At 70.4% G+C, this 18,959-nt stretch carries 17 protein-coding genes and 1 riboswitch; of the genes, 8 read left to right on the forward strand and 9 right to left on the reverse strand.

The genetic code is table 11. The features are described 5' to 3' along the window. Positions 1–17 precede the first annotated feature (17 nt). Both ACJMNC_RS05845 and ACJMNC_RS05850 read left to right on the forward strand, forming a co-directional pair. Positions 18–1,379: an FAD-binding oxidoreductase gene (locus tag ACJMNC_RS05845; protein WP_408947010.1), complete on the forward strand. Its 1,362-nt coding sequence runs from the start codon at positions 18–20 to the stop codon at positions 1,377–1,379. Positions 1,380–1,390: 11 nt separating this feature from the next. After that, positions 1,391–3,067 carry a hypothetical protein gene (locus ACJMNC_RS05850; protein ID WP_408947011.1) on the forward strand — a complete coding sequence of 559 codons (1,677 nt, stop codon included), beginning with the start codon at positions 1,391–1,393 and terminating at the stop codon, positions 3,065–3,067. Between the two features lie 10 nt (positions 3,068–3,077). On the opposite strand, the gene ACJMNC_RS05855 is transcribed toward ACJMNC_RS05850, so the two are convergent. Genes ACJMNC_RS05855 through ACJMNC_RS05865 form a run of 3 tightly spaced genes read right to left on the reverse strand, consistent with a single transcriptional unit; the run spans position 3,078 to position 5,987 of the window. Continuing rightward, on the reverse strand, positions 3,078–3,839 hold the full coding sequence (locus ACJMNC_RS05855; RefSeq protein WP_408947012.1) for a hypothetical protein: 762 nt from the start codon (positions 3,837–3,839) through the stop codon (positions 3,078–3,080). Then, the gene (locus ACJMNC_RS05860; RefSeq protein WP_408947199.1) at positions 3,836–4,762 is read right to left on the reverse strand and encodes an ABC transporter ATP-binding protein; all 927 of its coding nucleotides are present in this window, start codon (positions 4,760–4,762) and stop codon (positions 3,836–3,838) included. The genes ACJMNC_RS05855 and ACJMNC_RS05860 overlap by 4 nt, the downstream gene beginning before the upstream one ends. Before the next feature lie 58 nt (positions 4,763–4,820). Then, positions 4,821–5,987, reverse strand: coding sequence for an ATP-grasp domain-containing protein (locus ACJMNC_RS05865; RefSeq protein ID WP_408947013.1), 1,167 nt, complete (start codon positions 5,985–5,987; stop codon positions 4,821–4,823). A 126-nt stretch (positions 5,988–6,113) separates the two neighbouring features. Between ACJMNC_RS05865 and ACJMNC_RS05870 the strand changes: the two genes are divergently transcribed. Further along, positions 6,114–7,052: an EamA/RhaT family transporter gene (locus ACJMNC_RS05870; protein WP_408947014.1), complete on the forward strand. Its 939-nt coding sequence runs from the start codon at positions 6,114–6,116 to the stop codon at positions 7,050–7,052. A 222-nt stretch (positions 7,053–7,274) separates the two neighbouring features. Here the strand turns inward: ACJMNC_RS05870 and ACJMNC_RS05875 are convergent, their stop codons facing one another. The 3 genes from ACJMNC_RS05875 to ACJMNC_RS05885 form a co-directional block, all read right to left on the reverse strand. Beyond that, complete coding sequence (locus tag ACJMNC_RS05875; RefSeq protein ID WP_408947015.1) at positions 7,275–8,051, reverse strand: thiazole synthase; 777 nt, start codon at positions 8,049–8,051, stop codon at positions 7,275–7,277. Further along, entirely contained in the window at positions 8,044–8,241 is a 198-nt protein-coding gene (gene thiS / locus ACJMNC_RS05880; RefSeq protein ID WP_408947200.1) for a sulfur carrier protein ThiS, read from the reverse strand. Before thiS ends, ACJMNC_RS05875 begins: the two co-directional genes overlap by 8 nt. Positions 8,242–8,293: 52 nt before the next feature. Continuing rightward, complete coding sequence (locus ACJMNC_RS05885) at positions 8,294–9,334, reverse strand: FAD-dependent oxidoreductase (protein WP_408947016.1); 1,041 nt, start codon at positions 9,332–9,334, stop codon at positions 8,294–8,296. Next, positions 9,327–9,440: riboswitch (TPP riboswitch) on the reverse strand. Its footprint overlaps the gene before it by 8 nt. A gap of 49 nt (positions 9,441–9,489) precedes the next feature. Between ACJMNC_RS05885 and thiE the strand changes: the two genes are divergently transcribed. Continuing rightward, positions 9,490–10,173, forward strand: coding sequence for a thiamine phosphate synthase (gene thiE / locus ACJMNC_RS05890; RefSeq protein WP_408947017.1), 684 nt, complete (start codon positions 9,490–9,492; stop codon positions 10,171–10,173). A gap of 315 nt (positions 10,174–10,488) precedes the next feature. Continuing rightward, complete coding sequence (locus ACJMNC_RS05895; RefSeq protein WP_408947018.1) at positions 10,489–10,866, forward strand: hypothetical protein; 378 nt, start codon at positions 10,489–10,491, stop codon at positions 10,864–10,866. A 67-nt stretch (positions 10,867–10,933) separates the two neighbouring features. On the opposite strand, the gene ACJMNC_RS05900 is transcribed toward ACJMNC_RS05895, so the two are convergent. Continuing rightward, positions 10,934–11,416 (reverse strand): NUDIX hydrolase, encoded by a 483-nt coding sequence (locus ACJMNC_RS05900; RefSeq protein WP_408947201.1) that lies wholly within the window; start codon positions 11,414–11,416, stop codon positions 10,934–10,936. A gap of 147 nt (positions 11,417–11,563) precedes the next feature. Here ACJMNC_RS05900 and ACJMNC_RS05905 point away from each other — a divergent pair, with 147 nt between their 5' ends. The 3 genes from ACJMNC_RS05905 to ACJMNC_RS05915 are packed head-to-tail and all read left to right on the forward strand — an operon-like array spanning position 11,564 to position 16,444. Next, positions 11,564–13,009 (forward strand): hypothetical protein, encoded by a 1,446-nt coding sequence (locus tag ACJMNC_RS05905; protein WP_408947019.1) that lies wholly within the window; start codon positions 11,564–11,566, stop codon positions 13,007–13,009. Next, the gene (locus tag ACJMNC_RS05910; RefSeq protein WP_408947020.1) at positions 13,006–13,989 is read left to right on the forward strand and encodes a glutamate ABC transporter substrate-binding protein; all 984 of its coding nucleotides are present in this window, start codon (positions 13,006–13,008) and stop codon (positions 13,987–13,989) included. Before ACJMNC_RS05905 ends, ACJMNC_RS05910 begins: the two co-directional genes overlap by 4 nt. A gap of 19 nt (positions 13,990–14,008) precedes the next feature. Then, positions 14,009–16,444: a tetratricopeptide repeat protein gene (locus ACJMNC_RS05915; protein WP_408947021.1), complete on the forward strand. Its 2,436-nt coding sequence runs from the start codon at positions 14,009–14,011 to the stop codon at positions 16,442–16,444. A gap of 30 nt (positions 16,445–16,474) precedes the next feature. Here ACJMNC_RS05915 and ACJMNC_RS05920 read toward each other — a convergent pair whose 3' ends face one another. Then, the gene (locus tag ACJMNC_RS05920; RefSeq protein WP_408947022.1) at positions 16,475–17,701 is read right to left on the reverse strand and encodes an acetate kinase; all 1,227 of its coding nucleotides are present in this window, start codon (positions 17,699–17,701) and stop codon (positions 16,475–16,477) included. Between the two features lie 12 nt (positions 17,702–17,713). After that, positions 17,714–18,959 (reverse strand): phosphate acetyltransferase (gene pta, locus ACJMNC_RS05925; protein ID WP_408947023.1); only part of this gene is annotated, 1,246 nt, incomplete at its 5' end.

The following is an 18,959-nucleotide window of genomic DNA, read 5'->3' on the forward strand; positions in this document are numbered from 1 at the left end:
GCCTTAGGGTGATCGGCATGCCCGATCTCAGCGCCCTGATCGCCGCACTGCCCGACGGCACGGTGGTGACCGACCCCGACATCCTGGCAGGCTACCGGCAGGACCGCGCCGCCGATCCCGACGCCGGCACCCCGCTCGCCGTGGTGCGGCCGCGGACCACCGAGGACGTCCAGCTGACCGTGCGCTGGTGTGCCGACCACGCGGTGCCGGTGATCACCCGCGGGGCCGGCACCAGCCTGTCCGGCGGTGCCACCGCCGTCGACGGCGCCCTGATGCTCAGCACCGAGCGGATGCGCGACATCGCCGTGGACCCGGCCACCCGGACCGCCGTCTGCCAGCCCGGCCTGCTCAACGCCGAGGTCAAGGCCGCCGTCGCCGAACACGGCCTCTGGTATCCGCCGGATCCGTCGTCGTACGAGATCTGCACCATCGGCGGGAACGCCGCCACCAACGCCGGCGGCCTGTGCTGCGTCAAGTACGGCGTCACCACCGACTACGTCCTCGGCCTGCAGGTGGTGCTGGCCGACGGCCGGGCGCTGCGGCTCGGCGGCAAGCAGCTCAAGGACTCGGCCGGGCTGCCGCTGACCAAACTCTTCGTCGGCAGCGAGGGACTGCTGGGCATCATCACCGAGGTGACGGTCCGGCTGCTGCCGCCGCAGGCACCGGCCTGCACGGTGGTCGGCAGCTTCGCCACCGTCGGCGACGCCTCCCGCGCCGTCCTGGCCGTCACCGCCCAGATCCGGCCCGCCATGCTCGAATTCATGGACTCGGTGTCGATCAACGCCGTCGAGGACATGCTGCACATGGATCTGGACCGCGACGCCGGGGCGCTGCTCGTGGCACAGTCCGATGCGCCGGGCCCGGCCGGCCGCGCCGAGGTGGAGATCATCGAGCGCGCCTTCCGCGAACACCGTGCCACCGAGGTCTTCGCCACCGACGACCCGGACGAGGGCGCGGCCTTCACCGCCGCCCGCCGCGCGGCCATTCCGGCCGTCGAACGCCTCGGCTCCCTGCTCCTCGAGGACGTCGGCGTCCCGCTCACCGAACTGCCGGCCCTGATCGACGGGGTCGCCGCCATCGCCGAGAAGCATCGGGTGATGATCTCGGTGATCGCCCACGCCGGCGACGGCAACACCCACCCGCTGATCGTCTTCGATCCGGACGATCGCGACGAGGCCGCCCGCGCCCAGAACGCCTTCGGCGAGATCATGGATCTGGCGATCGCCATGGGCGGCACCATCACCGGCGAACACGGGGTGGGCCGACTCAAGAAGGGCTGGCTGCCCGATCAGGTCGGCGACGACGTGATGGCACTGACGGCCACCCTCAAAGCGGCACTCGATCCGCAGGGCCTGCTCAATCCGGGAGTCCTGCTGTGAGCAGCGCGCCGATGAATAGTTCTTCTGCCCAACGGTATTCGCGTACCCGACGCGTCCGCCGGTGCGCGGCCCGGGCGGTGGCCGTCGTCGCGGCCATCACACTTCCGTTGCTGCCGTCGGCCGGCGCCGGCCCGGCCGGCGCCGACCGCTCACGGCCTGCCGCCTGCGTTCCCTTCGGCACCGCGCAGCTGCCGCCGGGCGCACCGTCGACCGGAGACCGGCGGGGCTTCGGGGACTTCGCCCGCTACACCGGCACCGCCGCACCGAAGCGGGTGGACCTGCGCACCGAACGCACCCAGTTCAACCGCTACTGGGAGTTCGCACTGCTCCCGGGCGGACTGCTGCTGACCCGGCCCCGGCACACCGGCACCTGGCGGATCGTGCCGCTCCCGTCCTGCCTGCGCGGCACCCTGACCGCGATCTCCCTCGACGACGACGAACTGGTCGGCATCGACCGGCACCGGTGGATCTACACCATGGACCAGGTCAATCAGTCACCGCTGCTGTGGAACTGGACCTCGGGCTGGGGCGCGATGCTCTGGCTCGGCCCGGGCCAGACCATCCCCGCCGACACCGTGCGGCCCGGCGGCTGGGCGCTGTCGGTGACCTCGCCGTCGGACAACCGGGAATACCTCGACATCGCCGGCCGCGTGCATCGCAGCGGCGACGCCAAGATGACCATGATCCCCACCCTCCGGGGCGACGGCAGCCGCATCGCCTACGCCGACCCGTGGCTGCCCAACGACCGCAGCTACGAGATCGGCGGCCCGCTGGGCGGACGCTTCCAGTCGGCCGCGCTCTCCGCGTCGGCATCGACCCTGTTCGTCACCAACCGGTACGGCGACATGTTCACCCGCACATTCGACTTCGATTCGTCCGGCTCGGATTCGGTGTTCTTCCGGTACAGCTGGGAGCCGCAGGACGGAAAGCCCTCGGCCGGCACCCTGACCCAGGAGACCTGGGACCGATCGACGGCCGCAGTGCAGCTGCCCGCCCCCGACTGGGACCGCCAGCCCAAGATCCCCGGCGAGATCACCTCGGCGATCACCGTCGTCTCCCCCGGACCGGGTGCGGAGAACCGCGAGCTGCGCGTCGAAGGCCGCAGCAACGGACGGACCGGCTACTGGCACAAGCCCCTTCGCGCCCGGCAGTGGCAGTTCACCGCGACCGGCACCGCCCTGCAGGGTGCGCTGCTCGAGAACTCGGCGGCCGACCGGTCCGCCGAGACCCTCGCCGCCCCGGCCCCCTGGAATCTGTCGGCCGCGCTGCCGTCGCGCACCGCGCCGGTCGACGGCCAGACGCTGATCGACATCGGTCTGCCCTACAGCGTCGTCGATCCCCGGCTGCTCGATCAGGTGGGACTGCAGGCCGGGCCCTCCGGCTACCGGCTGTCGGTGAAGAACTTCGATCCCGCCGTGACCACGCGGGAGGCGACCGTGACCACGCCGTCCGGCACTCGGATCCCGGTACTGCTGCACACCGCCGACGGGATGAGGATGACGCCGTCGCAGCCCGGGCTCACCCGCACTCCGCGGCATCTGGTGGGCGCCATCGAACTGCCCGGTCGGGTGTGGGCCACCCGCGGCTCCGATCCGGCGGTCACGCGTTTCGCCGACGGCTGGATGCGCGGCACGCAGATCGCCCCGATCACGCTCAGCGCCACCACGACCGACCTGGTGATCCGCTGACCCCGAGCCGCTACTTGACCTCGCTGACCTGCACCCGGTACGCGCCGAGCGCCCCCGGCAGCACGATCCACACCAACGCGCACACCAGCAGCGGCAACCACGGACTGCCACTGCTGGTGGTTCCGGGTGTGAACTGATCGAGCGCCATGCTCGGGGTCACCCACGTCTGCGCGTCCGAATCCTGATCGGAGACCAGGCCCACCAGCAGCGGCACCAGCAGCGTCGGCAGGATGAAGAAGGCGACGATCGCGCCCGGGGTGTTCAGCAGCAGCAGGGCGAAGGCGAAACCCATCAGCACCAGGAAACCGATGTACAGGGCGGCCGAGACCAGGGCCTCGCCCGCGTGGTCCATCGTTTCCCCGTTCACCGCCGAGATCAGCCATGCCAGCAGCAGGCAGACCACGAACGCCACAGCGCCGAGCGCCAGCGCCGCAAGCGCTTTGGCGACCACCACCCGTTCCCGCCGCGGCTCGAGCGTGAACGTCGACACCACCGAACGCTGACTCCACTCCGCGGTCACCAGCATGATGGCGATGATCGCCAGGAAGTTCGCCGCCGTCGCCGACAGCGCCGACAGCGCCGAGTCGAAGGCGATCGTCCCGTTGGACATGCCGGTGATCGTGATGATCAGCAGCAGCACTCCCAGGGCGATGAGCACCCCGAGCGCCCCGCGCGAGTCGGTCAGCTTCCGGCTCTCCACCCGCACCAGCGAGCCGAAGCGCACACCCGGCACCTGCGGATCGATCAGATTCGGCACACCCGGCGCGGTCATCGCGGTCCTCCCGTCGTCGGGGCGATCGGTCCTCGATCGTGCCCGGCCGTCAATTGCAGATACAGCTCCTCGAGGCGGCCGCTGCCGGCCCGCCGGAGCTCTTTGAGAGCCAGCCCGTGCTGGGCGGCGATCAGCCCCACCTGCTCCGGTTCGGCCTGCACGTACAGGCCGCCTTCGGTGGAGGTGCGGGCCACCAGTCCGGCGGCGGTCAGCGCCTGCCCGAGCGCGGCGTCGTCGCCGGCCTGCACCTGCGTTCCGGGGCCGCCGACGAGCTGCTCGGTGGAACCCTGCGCCATGATCCGGCCCTGCCCGATCACCACGATGTGGTCGGCGATCATCTCCACCTCGTGCAGCAGATGCGAGGACAGCAGCACGGTGCCGCCGTTGTCCGCGAAATGCCGCAGCACCCCGCGCATCCAGTGGATGCCGGCCGGGTCCAGGCCGTTGACCGGCTCGTCGAGCAGCAGCACCCGCGGATTGCCGAGCAGTGCCGCCGCCAGGCCGAGACGCTGGCGCATACCCAGCGAATAGTTCCGGATCCGGCGCTTGGCCTCCTGGTCGGTCAGACCCACCACTTCGAGCATCTGCTGCACCCGGGAATCGGGCAGGCCCATGGTCATCGCGGCCAGCTTCAGCGTCTCCCGGCCGGTGCGGCCGTTGTGGAAGGCCGACGCATCGAGCAGGGTGCCCACCTGCGACGCCGGATTCGGGATGTCCCGGTAGGCCAGACCGCCGATGGTGGCCGAACCCGCGCTCGGCAGCGTCAGGCCCGCCAGGATCCGCAGCGTGGTGGACTTCCCGGCCCCGTTGGGTCCGAGGAATCCCACCACCTGGCCCGGCAGCGCGCTGAACGAGACATCGTTCACGGCCACCATGGAGCCGTAACTCTTGGTCAATCTGTCGACGACGATCACGCGAACGATTGTGCCCTGCCGAGCGGCCGAGTACTCCAGTCGACCGACAGACCGGCGTGGCGGAATGCTAGATCTGGTGGCCGTCCCACTCGTGATCGTGCATGAAGCCCTGCGCGAGATTGACCTTGTACTTGACGCAGTTCCGCAGAATGTTCGAGTACGCCGGGACCAGCATGGCCGCCGGCCGCTGATCCCCCTTCTCCGCGATCACGTCGTCGGCGGCCCGGAAATCCCGCCAGAAGCCGCGCAAGGTGTTGTCCGGCAGGGCGTTCTTGCGCCAGCCGTACAGCGCCATCCCGATGCCGATCATCCGGGTGCGGTCGGTCGGCGGGGTGATGATCTCGGTGTTCGTGCCGAGGAACGCCCGATCCACCCGGTTCTCCGGGGTGAACAGCATGATCCCGCTGGTGCCCCGCGGATTGCATTCGATGGTCCGCAGCCCGTGCACCGGGTTCTCGATGAAATCGAAGCCCACATGACCGGTGAAACCGATCGCGCCGACGACGTGCTCCACCCATTCCTGGATGCCCGGATGGTCGACGTGAGTGAAGGTCAGGCACGACTTCCCGTCGATCGCATAGCTCACCGGATAGGTGGCGTGCGCGTACACCTTGCCGTCCCGGCAGACCGAATACGTGCAGTAGCGGTCGCCCTCCATCCACTCCTGAGCGATCCACGGATTGGTCGGATCGAAGGTGAGCTGATCGAGGGTGTCGCCGGGATAGGCCTTGTAGATCTGCTGCGATCCGCGCGAATACGCCTGCTTCACCGCGAACGGGGTGTCGAAGTCGAGCTTCGGAATGTCCTGCGGCCCCGAGATCGACGTGAACTTGAGCGCGGGCACCCCCAGCTCCACCAGCTTGCGCTGGAACAAGAGCTTGTTGTGCAGCATGTCCTCGATCTCGAAATCGGACAGGAACAGATCCACCGACGGCGGGAACAGGCCCGCCATCATCGCCAGGATGTCGGTCTCCTCGTGAATCGGGATCACCATGTCGATGCCCTCGGACTCCACGATCGCCGCGATCTGGCGGCAGTACTCCTGCGGCTCATACCGGGGCGGCACCACCCGATGGAATCCACTCACCGCCTTCGAATAGCGGCTCACGGCGATCGGCACACAGTCGGCCACGCTCACCCGATGCCCGGCGGCGTGCAGCAATCGCGCGAGATTCAGCGTGAGGAACGAGCGTCCGAAGGTCACCAGAATGTGCATGCGCTTGTCCTCTTCCACGCCCACAGCGTATCGGGTCGGCTCGGAACAACCTGATAGCGTTCAGGGTTATCTCAGATTTAGAGTGAAGCGGGCCACCACCGGCCCGGAATCGCCGCCGCACAACCACCCCGGAGAACATCAGCCGTGTACGCCATCGGAATCATCGCCGCGATGATGGCCGCGCTCGCATACGGCATGTCCACCGTGTTCCGGGCGCTCGGCGCCCGCCGGGTGGCCGTCGCCGAACGCGAAGGCGGCGCACCCGCGCCCAGCGAGACCGATTCGGCGCCGTCGATGTCGTCGACGATGTCCACGCTCACCGATCCGGCTTTCATCCTCGGCACCGTCATGGTGGTCGTCGGCTTCGCCGGCGGTGCGCTGGCCGCCCGCTTCCTGCCGCTCTTCCTGGCCCAGTCGATCGTCTCGGCCAACCTCGTCGTCACCGCCCTGGCCGGCACCTTCCTGCTCAACATCACCCTGCACACCCGTGATTGGGTCGCCATCTGGATGGTGGTGCTCTCGCTGTGCATGCTCGGCATCTCGTCGTCGCCGCACACCGACGACCACGCCACCGACACCTTCCACTGGGTGCTGCTCGGGGTGGCCATCGGGATCGGCGCGCTCGGACTGTTCGGCGTCTACCGCTTCGGTAAATACGCCGCCTTCTTCGGCGGCTTCGCCGGCGGTCTCCAGTTCGGCGTGATCGCCATCGCCGTTCGCGTCCTCGACGGCGTCGCTCCGTTCGAGCCGGTCACCCTGCTCACCGACCCCGCCGCCTGGGCCATCGCCGTCGCCGGCGCCAGCGGCTTCTTCGTGCAGACCGTCGCCCTGCAGGTCGGCGCCGTCAACGGCGTCACCGCCGTCCTCGTCGTCGGCGAGACCGCCGGCCCGAGCATCATCGGTGTGCTCTTCCTCGGCGATCACGCCCAGCCCGGCCTGGGCTGGATGGCCGTGGCCGGCTTCATCGGCGCCGTCATCGGCGCCATCCTGGTCGCCTACTACGGCAGCGGGGACCCGGACCACTTCGGGGAGGCGCCGGAAGAGCTCGGCGGCTGGCGCCGCGGGCGTGCCGATCCCGAATAACTCTTCTGGATCCGGGGGTGGGCCGGGTGGGGTGTCGCCCCTCGGCAGTCCTCACTCCTCGCCTGGCGGCTCGTCGCTGCGGAGGGCTCGGGACGACACCCCACCCGGCCCTGCTCTATGAGGTTTTCTGGGGGGGGACACCGTGGTGTCGGGGCCGTCGTGGCTCACCTTGGTTAGAGCGTATGACTGGGGATCGGGGGCTGTCGGGGTGCGGGGCCGGGGTCAGCAGTGGGGGTCGGGGGCCGGGGAGGAGGCGTGGGCCCAGAAGCGTTTGGGGATGCGGCCGGCGCGGGCCGCGAGACGGCCGCCGAGCACCGCATGCCGCATGGCCACGGCCATCGCCTCCGGGTCCACCGCGCGGGTAACCGCCGAGGCCAGCAGCACCGCATCGCAGCCGAGTTCCATCGCCAGCGCCGCATCGCTGGCCGTGCCGATACCGGCGTCGAGCACCACCGGCACCCCGGCCCGGGCGACGATCATCTCGATGTTGTGCGGGTTCGCGATGCCCAGACCGGTGCCGATCGGCGAGCCGAGCGGCATCACCGCCGCCACCCCCAGGTCCTCCAGTCGCCGCGCCAGCACCGGATCGTCGTTGGTGTAGGCCATCACCTCGAAGCCGTCAGCCACCAGCGCCCGGGCCGCATCCACCAACTCCACCGGATCGGGCAGCAGGGTGCGTTCGTCGGCCACCACCTCCAGCTTCACCAGCGACGTCCCGGTGGCCTCCCGCGCCAGTTGCGCCGTCAGCAGCGCCTCCGCCGCCGTATGACAGCCCGCCGTGTTGGGCAGAACCGCAATCCCCAAGCGGCGCAACAGATCCAGTACCCCGGTCCCCGAGCCCGGGCGCACCCGGCGCATCGCCACCGTGGTCAGTTCCGTGCCCGAGGCCACCAACGCCCGCTCGAGCACGTCCAGGCTCGACGCCCCGCCGGTGCCCATGATCAGCCGGGAGGTCAGCTCACGACCGGCCACCACCAGCGGCGGATCCTGCTCAGCCACCCTGGACCGCCGTCAGCACGTCGATGCGCGAATACTCCGGGACCGGCTCACCCCACTGCGTCCTGGGACGCACGACGCCTTCGACGGCGACGGCCACCCCCTCGTCCGGAAGCTCGAGATGCGCCAGCAGCGCGTACACGTCCGGGGTTCCCGGCATCCGCACCTGGTCACCGTTGACCGTGAATTCCATCGTCACTCTCCACCTTTCGTCCGTTCTGTACTCGAATCCTCCGCCGCCCCGGTCATCCGGGCTCCCCCAGCAAGTCCACCACCTGCGCCGCCGTACCCGGGGTGAGCGCGATGCCGTTGCGGCCGTGCCCGGCCGCCACCAGCAACCGGTCGTCGAGGCGGCGCACCACCGGAACGCCGTCGCGGGAGACCGGCCGGATCCCTGCGCCCGCCTCGAGGAGTTCGTAGGTGCGCAGCCCCGGCATCAGCTCGCAGGCATCCAGCAGCAGATCGGCCACACCGCCGGCCTGCGGCAGCAGGTCGCCGGGACCGTCGGCCTCGTACTGGGTGGCGCCGACCACCACCCCGTCGGCCCGGGGCACCAGGTACACGTTGCGGCCGTGCCAGCGCCCGCGCACCACGTGCTCCGGCGGCGGTACCGACCAGCCGGTCCGGCGCAGCCGCAGGATCTCCCCCTTCTCCCCACGCAGCCCCAGCTCGTCCGCCCAGCCGGGCAGCAGTTCCGCGCTGCCCAGGCCGGCCGCCACCAGCAGCTGGTCGCCGGGCAGTGACGCCAGGTCACCGGCACTCACCCGTCCCGGCGCCGCGAACTCGCCGCCGGCCGCCGTCACCGCACGGCGCAGCGCGGCCAGCAACCGGCGGTTGTCCACCGCCCCCTCACCGCGCAGCCGGTAGCCGCCGGCCGTGTTGCGGCTCAGCGCCGTCTCGGCCTCGCGGATCTCGCCGGCCGACACCGGTTCGAGCACAGCCTGCGGCAACCGCAGGCGCAGATAGGCCGCCTGCTCGTCCAGGTGGGCACGGTCGGTGGCCGAACCGGCCACCAGCAGCGTCGACGCCGCCGCCTGCACCTGCGGATCGCCGAGACGCTCGAGCAGCGCGGGCCAGCGCGCCACTGAGTCGGCGGACACCGCGAGCAGCGCATCCTCGCCGGGGTGCGCCTCGCCCAGGCAGCCCAGCATGCCGCCGGCCACCTGCGCGGCGCGGCCTTCGGGACCGGCGTCGTACACCCGCACCCGCCAGCCCGCGTCGGCGGCGGCCAGCGCGCAACCCAGGCCGACGGCGCCACCGCCGACCACTGTCATCTCACGTGCCATCGCACTTCCTTCCTTCGCCGGCATTACCCGGATCAGGTACGACGGTCAGCGGCGGCGGCTCCGCGATCTCAGCCCGGCGATCCTCCGGGCACCCGTGGACCACGCGGGCGATGCCCGCGTGCTTTCCATGCGGGCCCTAGCCTACCGTCGACACCATGACCGCCTCGTCCCACCCGATCCCGCCCCGCAACCGGCTTGCCGACGCCCGCCTGTACCTGTGCACCGACGCCCGGCGCGAACGCGGCGACCTGCTCGACTTCGTGTCCGCGGCGCTGGCCGGCGGCGTGGACATCGTGCAGCTGCGGGACAAGGGATCGGCCGGCGCCCAGCGCTTCGGCGCCCTCGAAGCCCGGGAGGAACTGGAGATCCTGGCCCGGCTCAAGGAGCTGACCCGGCGGGCCGGGGCACTGCTGGCGGTCAACGATCGCGCCGACGTCGCCGCCCTGTCCGGCGCCGACGTCCTGCACCTGGGGCAGGACGATCTGCCGCCGGCCGCCGCCCGCACCCTGGTGGGACCGGAGACGGTGATCGGCCGGTCCACCCACGACGTCGAGCAGGCCGCCGGTGCGATCGCCGACGGCGACGTCGACTACTTCTGCACCGGACCGTGCTGGTCCACCCCCACCAAGCCGGGCCGCGAGGCCACCGGGCTCGACCTGGTGCGCAGCACCGCCGACCGTGCGCCGGACAAGCCGTGGTTCGCGATCGGCGGGATCGACGCCGGCCGGGTGCCGCAGGTGCGGGCGGCCGGCGCCGAGCGCATCGTGGTGGTGCGGGCGCTGACCGCGGCCGACGACGCCGCCGCCGCGGCCCGGGAGCTGCGCGCCGGTCTGTCCTGAACCCGGGGAACCCGAAAAGGATTTGCGCCCACCGCCGATCCGAGTAGGCTGGCTCCATCATGAACCGGCAGCTTCTCGTAACCCGCCGCAGCGGGGTCTGATTTCGACCGACCCCCCGCTGCGGGTTCGTCGTCTCTGCCTTTCGACTCATTCTCTCGTCGGTCACCGAATCTTCGACCGGATTGAAGCCACGAGATGTCCACCGTTTTCCGCCAGCGCGCACGCTGTAGCCGTGAACAGCAGATCACCGGAACCGCCCCGGCCGGCGCCGCCCACCCACGTCCACCGCGCTGGTTCCCCGCCGAGGCGGCCGGCATGACCGACCAGCGCCTGAGCGCCGCCTACTGCCCGGACGGCGCCATCGCCCTGCACGAGCTCGAGGTGGAGCCGGACGCCGGGTACTCGGTCCGCTGCCGCGCGCGGCTGGCCCTGCGCGGGCGCACCGAATACCGGGAGGCCAGCGCGCACGGAGCCATCAGCGCCATGAGCGAGATCCTCTACGGCCTGAACGCCGGCGTCGAGATCGTCTCCCTGCACCATCAGCACGACGGCGCCGGCACCGCCGCCTACCTGCTGTGCGAACGGGACGGCCGGCAGTGCTGGGCGTACGGTCGCGGCACCGACGGCGACGAGGCCACCATCGCCGCACTGGTCGCCGGGGCCAACCAGCTGGCCACCCCGATTCTGGACTGAGCCCTCCCGATCCCGGACTGGGCCGCCACCGGACTGGTTCAGGCCGGAAAGATCCCGCGTATCCGGTTCAGCGCAGCAGCTTGCGCAGGGACGGCCAGGACCGGCCGAACCCCGGATGCAGCGGGAGGGTGTCCACCTCATCGTCGGGCACCCAGCGCAGTTCGGCCGATTCGCCGTTGGCGGTGGTGGCGATCGGCGCGTCGGCGCGCGCCAGCACGGTGGTGTAGGTCCAGCCGCTGACCGCCTCGTGGGTCACCTTCTCGTCGAGCACCTGGATCTGGTCCTCGGCGATACCGGTCTCCTCGTGGGCCTCGCGGACGGCCGCCTGCACCGCCGTCTCATGCGAGTCCCGCGCACCGCCGGGCAGCCCCCAGGTGCCGCCCTGATGCGACCAGACCGCACGGTGCTGAAGCAGGATCGCGAAACCCCCGCCGGTGTCGGCCCCTGCGGCCTCCCGGCGCACGCACAACAGCAGACCCGCCGCACCGTGGCGCCCCCAATAGCGCGCACCGTCGGGGTCGAAGACCCAGCCGTCCCCATCTCCGCGCACTCCGGCGACCTCTCCTCGGATGGTCCGGGCGCACCGCCACGCGGCGATGTTCCCGACTCGCATGCATTCGTCCCCAACGGTACCGGGTGTCGCGATCGGCACGCACGATTGCGGACTAGGGTTGGGGCCACGACAGAAGGGACGGTCGTGAGTGCGCAGCAGTCACCGGTACGCTCCGCGCTGACTCATGCCGGTCACCGGGTGGTGCCGGAGTCGTCCCAGGCCAATCCCCGACTGCGCCAGGTGATCGCCGACCGGCGCGAGCTGGCCGCGATGACCCGTGACCGGGTGAGTTCGCCGATCGCCGCCTTCCGGTTCTACGCCGGAACCACCCCGGGCCGGCTGGTGGTGATCATGCTGGCGATGATCTTGGCGTGCGCTCTGACCGGCTGGTATTCGTCGTCGGCGCTGAGCACCCGCAGCGAGACCCTGGCCACCCTGATCGACCGCACCGAGCCGCTCGCCGAATCGGCGGAGGTCCTCTACAGCTCGCTCTCGGTGGCCGACGCCGCCGCCAACTCGGCGTTCATCTCCGGCGGCCGCGAATCCACGCAGCTGCGCCACCAGTACGCCGACGCGGTGGCCAGCGCCGGCACCGCGCTGGTAGCCTCGGCCGACGCCGCCCCGCCCGGCGAGGAGACGACCGACGGCGACCAGCCCGCGATCCGCAGCGATCTGGCGCTGCTCGCCACCCAGATCCCGGTGTACACCGGTCTGATCGAGACCGCCCGCACCAACAACCGGCTCGGCAATCCGGTGGGCTCCGCCTATCTGGTTCAGGCCTCGAGCCTCATGCAGGATCAGATCCTGCCGGCCGCCAAACGCCTCTACGATCAGAGGTCGACGGCCATCTCCGAGCCGCAGCGGACCCTGACCGTCCCGCCGTGGGGCGTGTACGTGGCGCTGGCCGGCACCATCCTGATGCTGGCGCTGGTGGCACGCTATCTGGCGCTGCGCACCCGCCGGCATTTCAACATCGGCCTGATCCTCGCGCTGGCCTCACTGGTCGTCGGCACCCTGTGGCTGCTGGTGACCGGCCTGACCTCGGTGGCCGCGGCGAACACCGCCAAGAACGGCGGCGCCGACCCCCTGCACGAGCTCACCTCGATGCGGATCCTCACTCAGCAGGCCCGCTCGGTAGAGACCCTCTCCCTGGTGCGACGGACCGCCCCGGCCCAGCTCGATCAGGACTTCACCGGTTCCATCGACCGGATCACCGCGATGGCCGACACCCTGATCGCGCAGAACCCCGACGCCGCGGAGATCACCGAACCGCTGGAGAAGACCAAAGCCGCCCTGCGCCAGTGGGCGGAGGCGCACAGCGGTGTCACCGACGAGCTCACCTCCGGGGACTTCGCGGCGGCCGTAGACCAGACCATCGGCACCAGCGAGTCCAGCACCGCGACCGGCTACACCGCGGTCAACGATTCGCTGCTGCGTGCCATCGCGGACACCCGCGCGACCTTCCGCGACAAGATCCACACCGCTCAGCAACTGCTCGGCTTCACCGGCAGCGGGATCGGCCTGCTCTGCGCCTTGGCCGCATTGTCGGTGGTCGGCGGCCTGATCCCGCGCATCCGGGAGTACCGGTGACCGGCCGGCGGCCCGCCCGCGCCGCTCTGGCGGCCCTGCTCGTGCTGGTCCTGGCGCTGGCCGGCTGCACCCTCGACGGCGCCCCGCACGGCGATCCGCCGACCACCACCGCGGTACTGCCCACCCCGCCGGGCGCATCCAGCGGTGTGCCCGCCCCCATCGGGATCGACGCCCAGACCTGCGACGCCGACGTCAGCCTCCGGCCGCCGGCGACGATGCCCGAACCCGGCGACATGCCGCGCGGCTCCACCATGCGCCGTATCGCCGACCGGGGCCGGCTGGTGGTCGGCACCGATCTGGGCAGCAATCCGCTCAGCTTCCGCGACCCCATCTCCGGCGACATCGAGGGCTTCGACGTGGACGTGGCGCACTGGATCTCGGATGCGATCTTCGGCGAATCCCGCATCGAGTACCGGATCCTGTCGACCGGGGACCGGATCCGGGCACTACAGAACGGCGAGGTGGACATCGTCGTGAAATCCATGTCGATCACCTGCGAGCGGCTCGATCAGGTGGCCTTCTCGTCGCCGTATTACAGTGCTTCACAACGGATTCTGACCTATCGCGGTTCCGGGATCCGGGACGCGCAGTCGCTCAACGGCAAGACCGCCTGCGCCACCGGCGGCGCCACCGCCATCACCCGGCTGCTCAAGCGGGCGCCGGAGGCGCACATCGTGACCACCAACAACTGGTCCGACTGCCTGGTGATGCTGCAGCAGGACCAGGTGGACGCCATCGCCGGCGACGACCCGATCCTGGCCGGGATCGCCGCGCAGGATCCGCAGGTGCAGGTGGTCGGCGAATCGCTCGGTTACGAGAACTACGGCGTGGGAATCCCCTTGGGCCAGAACGATCTGGTCCGCTTCATCAACGGCGTGCTGGCCGAGCGCATCGCCGACGGCAGCTGGCAGAGTTCCTACAACCGGTGGCTCTCGGTGCTCGGTCCCGGGTATCCACCGACCATCCGCTATCGCGACTGACTCGGTGAGCTGAGGAGAGATGACACCCACCCCACCACACAGCGATCCGGATCCGGCGACCGGCGCCGGGTCGACGGCCTCCGAGCCCACCGTGCAGACACAGCGCGCCACCGAGGCCACTCCGATGCCGACCGAAGTCACCCCGATGCCGACCGAGGCCACCCAGGGAACGCAGGCCGCCACCCCGGATCTGTCCGGCGAGACCGAGGCCACCGCGCTGCGCCGGATCATCGGCGATACGCCGCGGCGGACGCTCCGGCGCGCCACCGCTCCCGTGCACGACCGCCGGCTCGGCGCCGAACTGGTACCGCTGCCCACCATCCAGGACATCGATCCCGACGACGCGGTGCTGTCGAATCCGATCATCGTCGAGAGCAAACGCTTCTGCTGGAAGTGCGGCAAGCCGGTCGGCCGGAGCGACGGCGACGGTGCCGGGCCGCTCACCGGGCACTGTCCGCACTGCGGCGCCCGCTACTCGTTCGTCCCCGGGCTCGCCCGCGGCACGATGGTCGCCGACCAGTACGAGATCGCCGGCGCGATCGCCCACGGCGGCATGGGCTGGATCTATCTGGCCGTCGACCACAACGTCTCCGATCGCCCGGTGGTGCTCAAAGGTCTGCTGAACTCGTCGGATTCGGCGGCGCGCGCCGTCGCCATCGCCGAGCGCCAGTTCCTGGCATCGGTGAACGATCCGGGCATCGTCAAGATCTACAACTTCGTCGAGTACACCGACCCGGACGACCGCCAGTTCGGCTACATCGTCATGGAGTACGTGGGCGGTCACACGCTCAAACAGCTGACCACCGACAGCCGCGGCGAGAAGATCAACCTGCCGATCGAGCAGGCGATGGCCTACATTCTCGAAGTGCTCTCGGCCGTGGGGCATCTGCATTCGCTCGGGCTGGTCTACAACGACGTGAAGCCCGACAACATCATGATCACCCAGGACGAGGTGAAGCTGATCGACCTGGGCGCGGTCTCGGCGATCAACGGCTACGGCCATCTGTACGGCACCCCCGGGTTCCAGGCCCCGGAGATCGTCGAGACCGGACCGCAGGTGGTCACCGACATCTACGGCATCGGCCGCACCCTGGCCGTGCTGACCCTGGACATGCCGATGACCAAGGGCCGCTACGACGACGGCCTGCCCGACCCGGACACCACCGAGCTGTTCCTGGAGAATCCTTCGTACTACTACCTGCTCCACCGGGCCACCGCCGCCGACCCGGCCGAGCGCTTCGAATCCACCGAGGAGATGACCAACCAGGTGCTGGCGGTGCTGCGCGAGACGGTGGCCCTGCACACCGGCGTGCCGCGGCCGTCGATGTCCAAGGTCTTCACCCCGCAGCGGTCCACCTTCGGCACCCGGCTGATCCTCGCCCCGGTGGACGGCTTCTTCGATCCGGGCGAGGCCCCCGTGCCCGACCCGGACGAGATCGCCCGCGCCCTGCCGCTGCCCCTGGTCGACCCCGACGATCCGGCCGCGGGCCTGCTCTCGTCGGCGGCGCTCTCCTACCCGCAGCAGGTGCTCGACAGTATCGCCGCTGCCCGCGAAGACGGTTTCAGCACACTGAATCTCGACCTCGACGACGACGGGATCGATCCGGTGCATCCGTCGGTGGAGATCGCCCTCGCCGAGGCCCGCGCGCACCTCGAGCTGGGCAATCTGGGTACCGCCAGCACCCTGCTCACGCAGACCGCCGAACGGTTCGGCGACTCCTGGCGGGTGCACTGGTATCTGGGGATCTGCGCCCTGCTCAACACCGAGACCGAGCTGGCCTACCGCCGCTTCCACGAGGTACTCGAGGCGGTGCCCGGCGAGCTGGCGCCCAAGCTGGCCGTCGCCGGCACCGCCGAGCTGATCGGCTACTGGCTCTCGCAGACCGAGGACCTCACCAACGAGCAGGTCGCCCAGGTCGAGCAGTGGTACGACATCGCCCGTCAGCACTACCACGACCTGTGGATCACCGACCACGCGATCGTCACGGCGGCGTTCGGGCTGGCCCGGATGCTGCTCGCCGAGGGCCGGCACACCGATGCGATCGAGCCGCTCGACGAGGTGCCCGCCACCAACCGGCACTTCGGCCGGGCTCAGCAGAGCGCGATCATCGCCCTGGTGCACGGCCGCCCTCCCGGCGAGGTCTCCCGGGAGGAGCTGGTCGAGGCCGCCGACCGTCTCGCGCAGATCGCCGACGACGACGGCCGCCGCAGCCGGCTGCAGATCATCGTGCTGGGCACCGCCCTGGGCTGGATGGAGGCGCACCCCGACCGGCTCACCGTCCCGGAGGGTCAGTCGCCGCCGGAGTTCCTCGGCTTCCCGTTCACCGAACAGGGCCTGCGGGCCGGTACCGAACGGTCGCTGCGCGAGCTGGCCCGGCAGACCCGGGACAATCGGGCGCACCGCTTCCTGCTGGTGGATCTGGCCAACCTGATCCGGCCCGCGACGCTCTTCTGAGCCGGCTCCGGTCCGCCGGCCCCCGGGCTCTCAGCCGCGGACGACGCCCGCCGCCTGGCGGGCGATCTCGAGTTCCTCGTTGGTCGGGACCACCAGCACCGCGACCGCCGAATCGTCGGTCGAGATCCGGCGGCTCTCCTTGCTGCGCACCGCATTACGGTCCGGATCGATCGCGATCCCGAACGCCTCCATCCCGGCCAGAGCGTCGGCGCGCACCGGCGCGGCGTTCTCCCCGACTCCGGCGGTGAAGGTGATCGCGTCCACCCCGCCGAGCTCCACCAGGTAGGCGCCGATGTAGTGCCGGAGCCGGTGCACGTAGACCCGGTAGGCCAGGTCGGCGGCCGCGTCGCCGTCCGACCGTCGCTGCAGGACGGTGCGGAAGTCGTTGTCGCCGCACAGCCCGTAGAGTCCGGATCCCTTGTTGTAGAGGCGGTCCAGTTGGTCGACGCTCATCCCGCCGACCCGGTGCAGCTGAAAGGCGATCCCCGGATCGATGTCGCCGGTGCGGGTTCCCATCACCAGGCCTTCGAGCGGGGTCATCCCCATGGAGGTGTCCACGGCGCGGCCGCCGTCGATCGCCGACGCCGAGGCGCCGTTGCCCAGGTGCAGCACGATCTGCCTGAGCTGTCCGTCCGGGCGGCCCAGGAACTCCGCGGCCCGCCGCGACACGTACTGGTGGCTGGTGCCGTGGAAGCCGTAGCGGCGCACCCCGTGTTCCGCCGCCACCTGCGCATCGAGCGCATAGGTGGCGGCGGCGTCGGGCAGGTCGTGGAAGAAGGCGGTGTCGAAGACCGCCACCTGCGGCACCTCGGGCAGCAGTTCGGTCACCGCGTCGATGCCGATCAGGTTGGGCGGATTGTGCAGCGGGGCCAGCGGAGCGATCCGTTCGATCTCGGAACGGACCTTCTCGGTGATCACCGTCGGCGCGTGGAAGCTGCGGCCTCCGTGCACCACCCGGTGGCCCACCGCGGACAGGCCGGCGGCACGCAGATCCAGTCCGCTCTCACGCATCAACCGCACCACGACGGCGATCGCCGCAAGATGGTCGGCCACCGGTTCGGTGACCACCCGCTCCACGCCGAAGGCGGTGTGGGTGATCACCGGCGCGCTCTCCCCGATCCGTTCGGCCAGACCGTCGGCGAAGACCTCGGCGGTGTCCGGATCCACCAGCTGATACTTCAGCGACGACGAGCCCGCGTTCACCACCAGCACCGCACCGGCCAGCCGCTGCTGGTCCACTGGATCCGCTCCACTCATGGGCCTGCTCCCTCAGCTCGGGTGATCGGCGACGCTCGACTGCGCTCGCTTGTTGTTCTGGGCCTGGATGGCGGTGATCGCGACGGTGTTGACGACGTCGGAGACCAGCGCACCGCGGGACAGATCGTTCATCGGCTTGTTCAGCCCCTGCAGCACCGGCCCGATCGCCACTGCGCTGGCGCTGCGCTGCACCGCCTTGTAGGTGTTGTTGCCGGTGTTCAGGTCCGGGAAGATCAGCACGGTGGCCTGTCCGGCCACCGGCGAGTCCGGCATCTTGGTCGCAGCCACCGACGGGTCGATCGCGGCGTCGTACTGGATCGGACCCTCCACCAGCAGTTCCGGGGCCCGGGTACGGACCAGTTCGGTTGCACTGCGGACCTTTTCGACGTCTGCGCCGCTGCCGGAGCCGCCGGTGGAGTAGCTGAGCATGGCCACCCGCGGCTCGATGCCGAAGGTCCCGGCGGTGGCCGCCGAGGAGATCGCGATGTCGGCCAGCTCCTCGGCCGTCGGATCGGGCACCACGGCGCAGTCGCCGTAGGTGAGCACCTTGTCGGCCAGACACATGAAGAAGACGCTCGAGACGGTGTCCACACCGGGCTGGGTCTTGATGATCTCGAAGGCCGGTCGGATGGTCTGCGCAGTGGTGTGCACCGCGCCGGAGACCATGCCGTCGACCATGCCGGTGTAGAGCATCATGGTGCCGAAGTACGACTCGTCACGGACCACCTCGAGCGCCCGCTCGACGGTCATGCCCTTGTGCTTGCGCAGCTCGGTGTAGATGCCGGCGAACTCGTCGACCAGTTCGCTGGTGCGCGGATCGATCACGTCCACTGCGGCCAGATCGATGCCGAGTTCCTCGGCGCGGCGGCGGATCGCATCCTCGTTGCCCAGCAGGGTCAGCCGTGCCACGCCGCGCCGCAGCAACCGGCCGGCGGCCCGCAGGATGCGGTCCTCCTCCCCTTCCGGAAGGACGATGTGCTGCGGGTCGGCCTTGGCCTGGGCCAGCAGCTGGTACTCGAACATCTGCGGGGTGACCGCCTGCGGCACCTGCAGATTCAGCTGCGCGAACAGCTCGTCGGAGGCCATGTGGCGTTCCATCAGCGAGAGCGCCGCCTCGATCTTGCGGACCGATCCGGCGGCCATCGCACCCCGAGTGTGCGAGGCGATCCGGGCGGTCTCGTAGGTGCCGTGTTCGCACTGCAGGATCGGCAGGGTGGGCCGGAGCCCCTTGACCAGTGCGTCGATCATCGGGTGCGGA

The organism is Gordonia sp. VNK21 (genome assembly GCF_046098115.1).
Taxonomy (GTDB): Bacteria; Actinomycetota; Actinomycetes; order Mycobacteriales; family Mycobacteriaceae; genus Gordonia.

Coding starts and splice junctions, on each gene's coding strand:
- ACJMNC_RS05845 (WP_408947010.1), top strand. CDS start 18: ATGCCCGATCTCAGCGCCCTGATCGCCGCACTGCCCGACGGCACGGTG.
- ACJMNC_RS05850 (WP_408947011.1), top strand. CDS start 1,391: ATGAATAGTTCTTCTGCCCAACGGTATTCGCGTACCCGACGCGTCCGC.
- ACJMNC_RS05855 (WP_408947012.1), bottom strand. CDS start 3,839: ATGACCGCGCCGGGTGTGCCGAATCTGATCGATCCGCAGGTGCCGGGT.
- thiS (WP_408947200.1), bottom strand. CDS start 8,241: ATGGAATTCACGGTCAACGGTGACCAGGTGCGGATGCCGGGAACCCCG.
- ACJMNC_RS05885 (WP_408947016.1), bottom strand. CDS start 9,334: ATGGCACGTGAGATGACAGTGGTCGGCGGTGGCGCCGTCGGCCTGGGT.
- thiE (WP_408947017.1), top strand. CDS start 9,490: ATGACCGCCTCGTCCCACCCGATCCCGCCCCGCAACCGGCTTGCCGAC.
- ACJMNC_RS05895 (WP_408947018.1), top strand. CDS start 10,489: ATGACCGACCAGCGCCTGAGCGCCGCCTACTGCCCGGACGGCGCCATC.
- ACJMNC_RS05915 (WP_408947021.1), top strand. CDS start 14,009: ATGACACCCACCCCACCACACAGCGATCCGGATCCGGCGACCGGCGCC.
- ACJMNC_RS05920 (WP_408947022.1), bottom strand. CDS start 17,701: ATGAGTGGAGCGGATCCAGTGGACCAGCAGCGGCTGGCCGGTGCGGTG.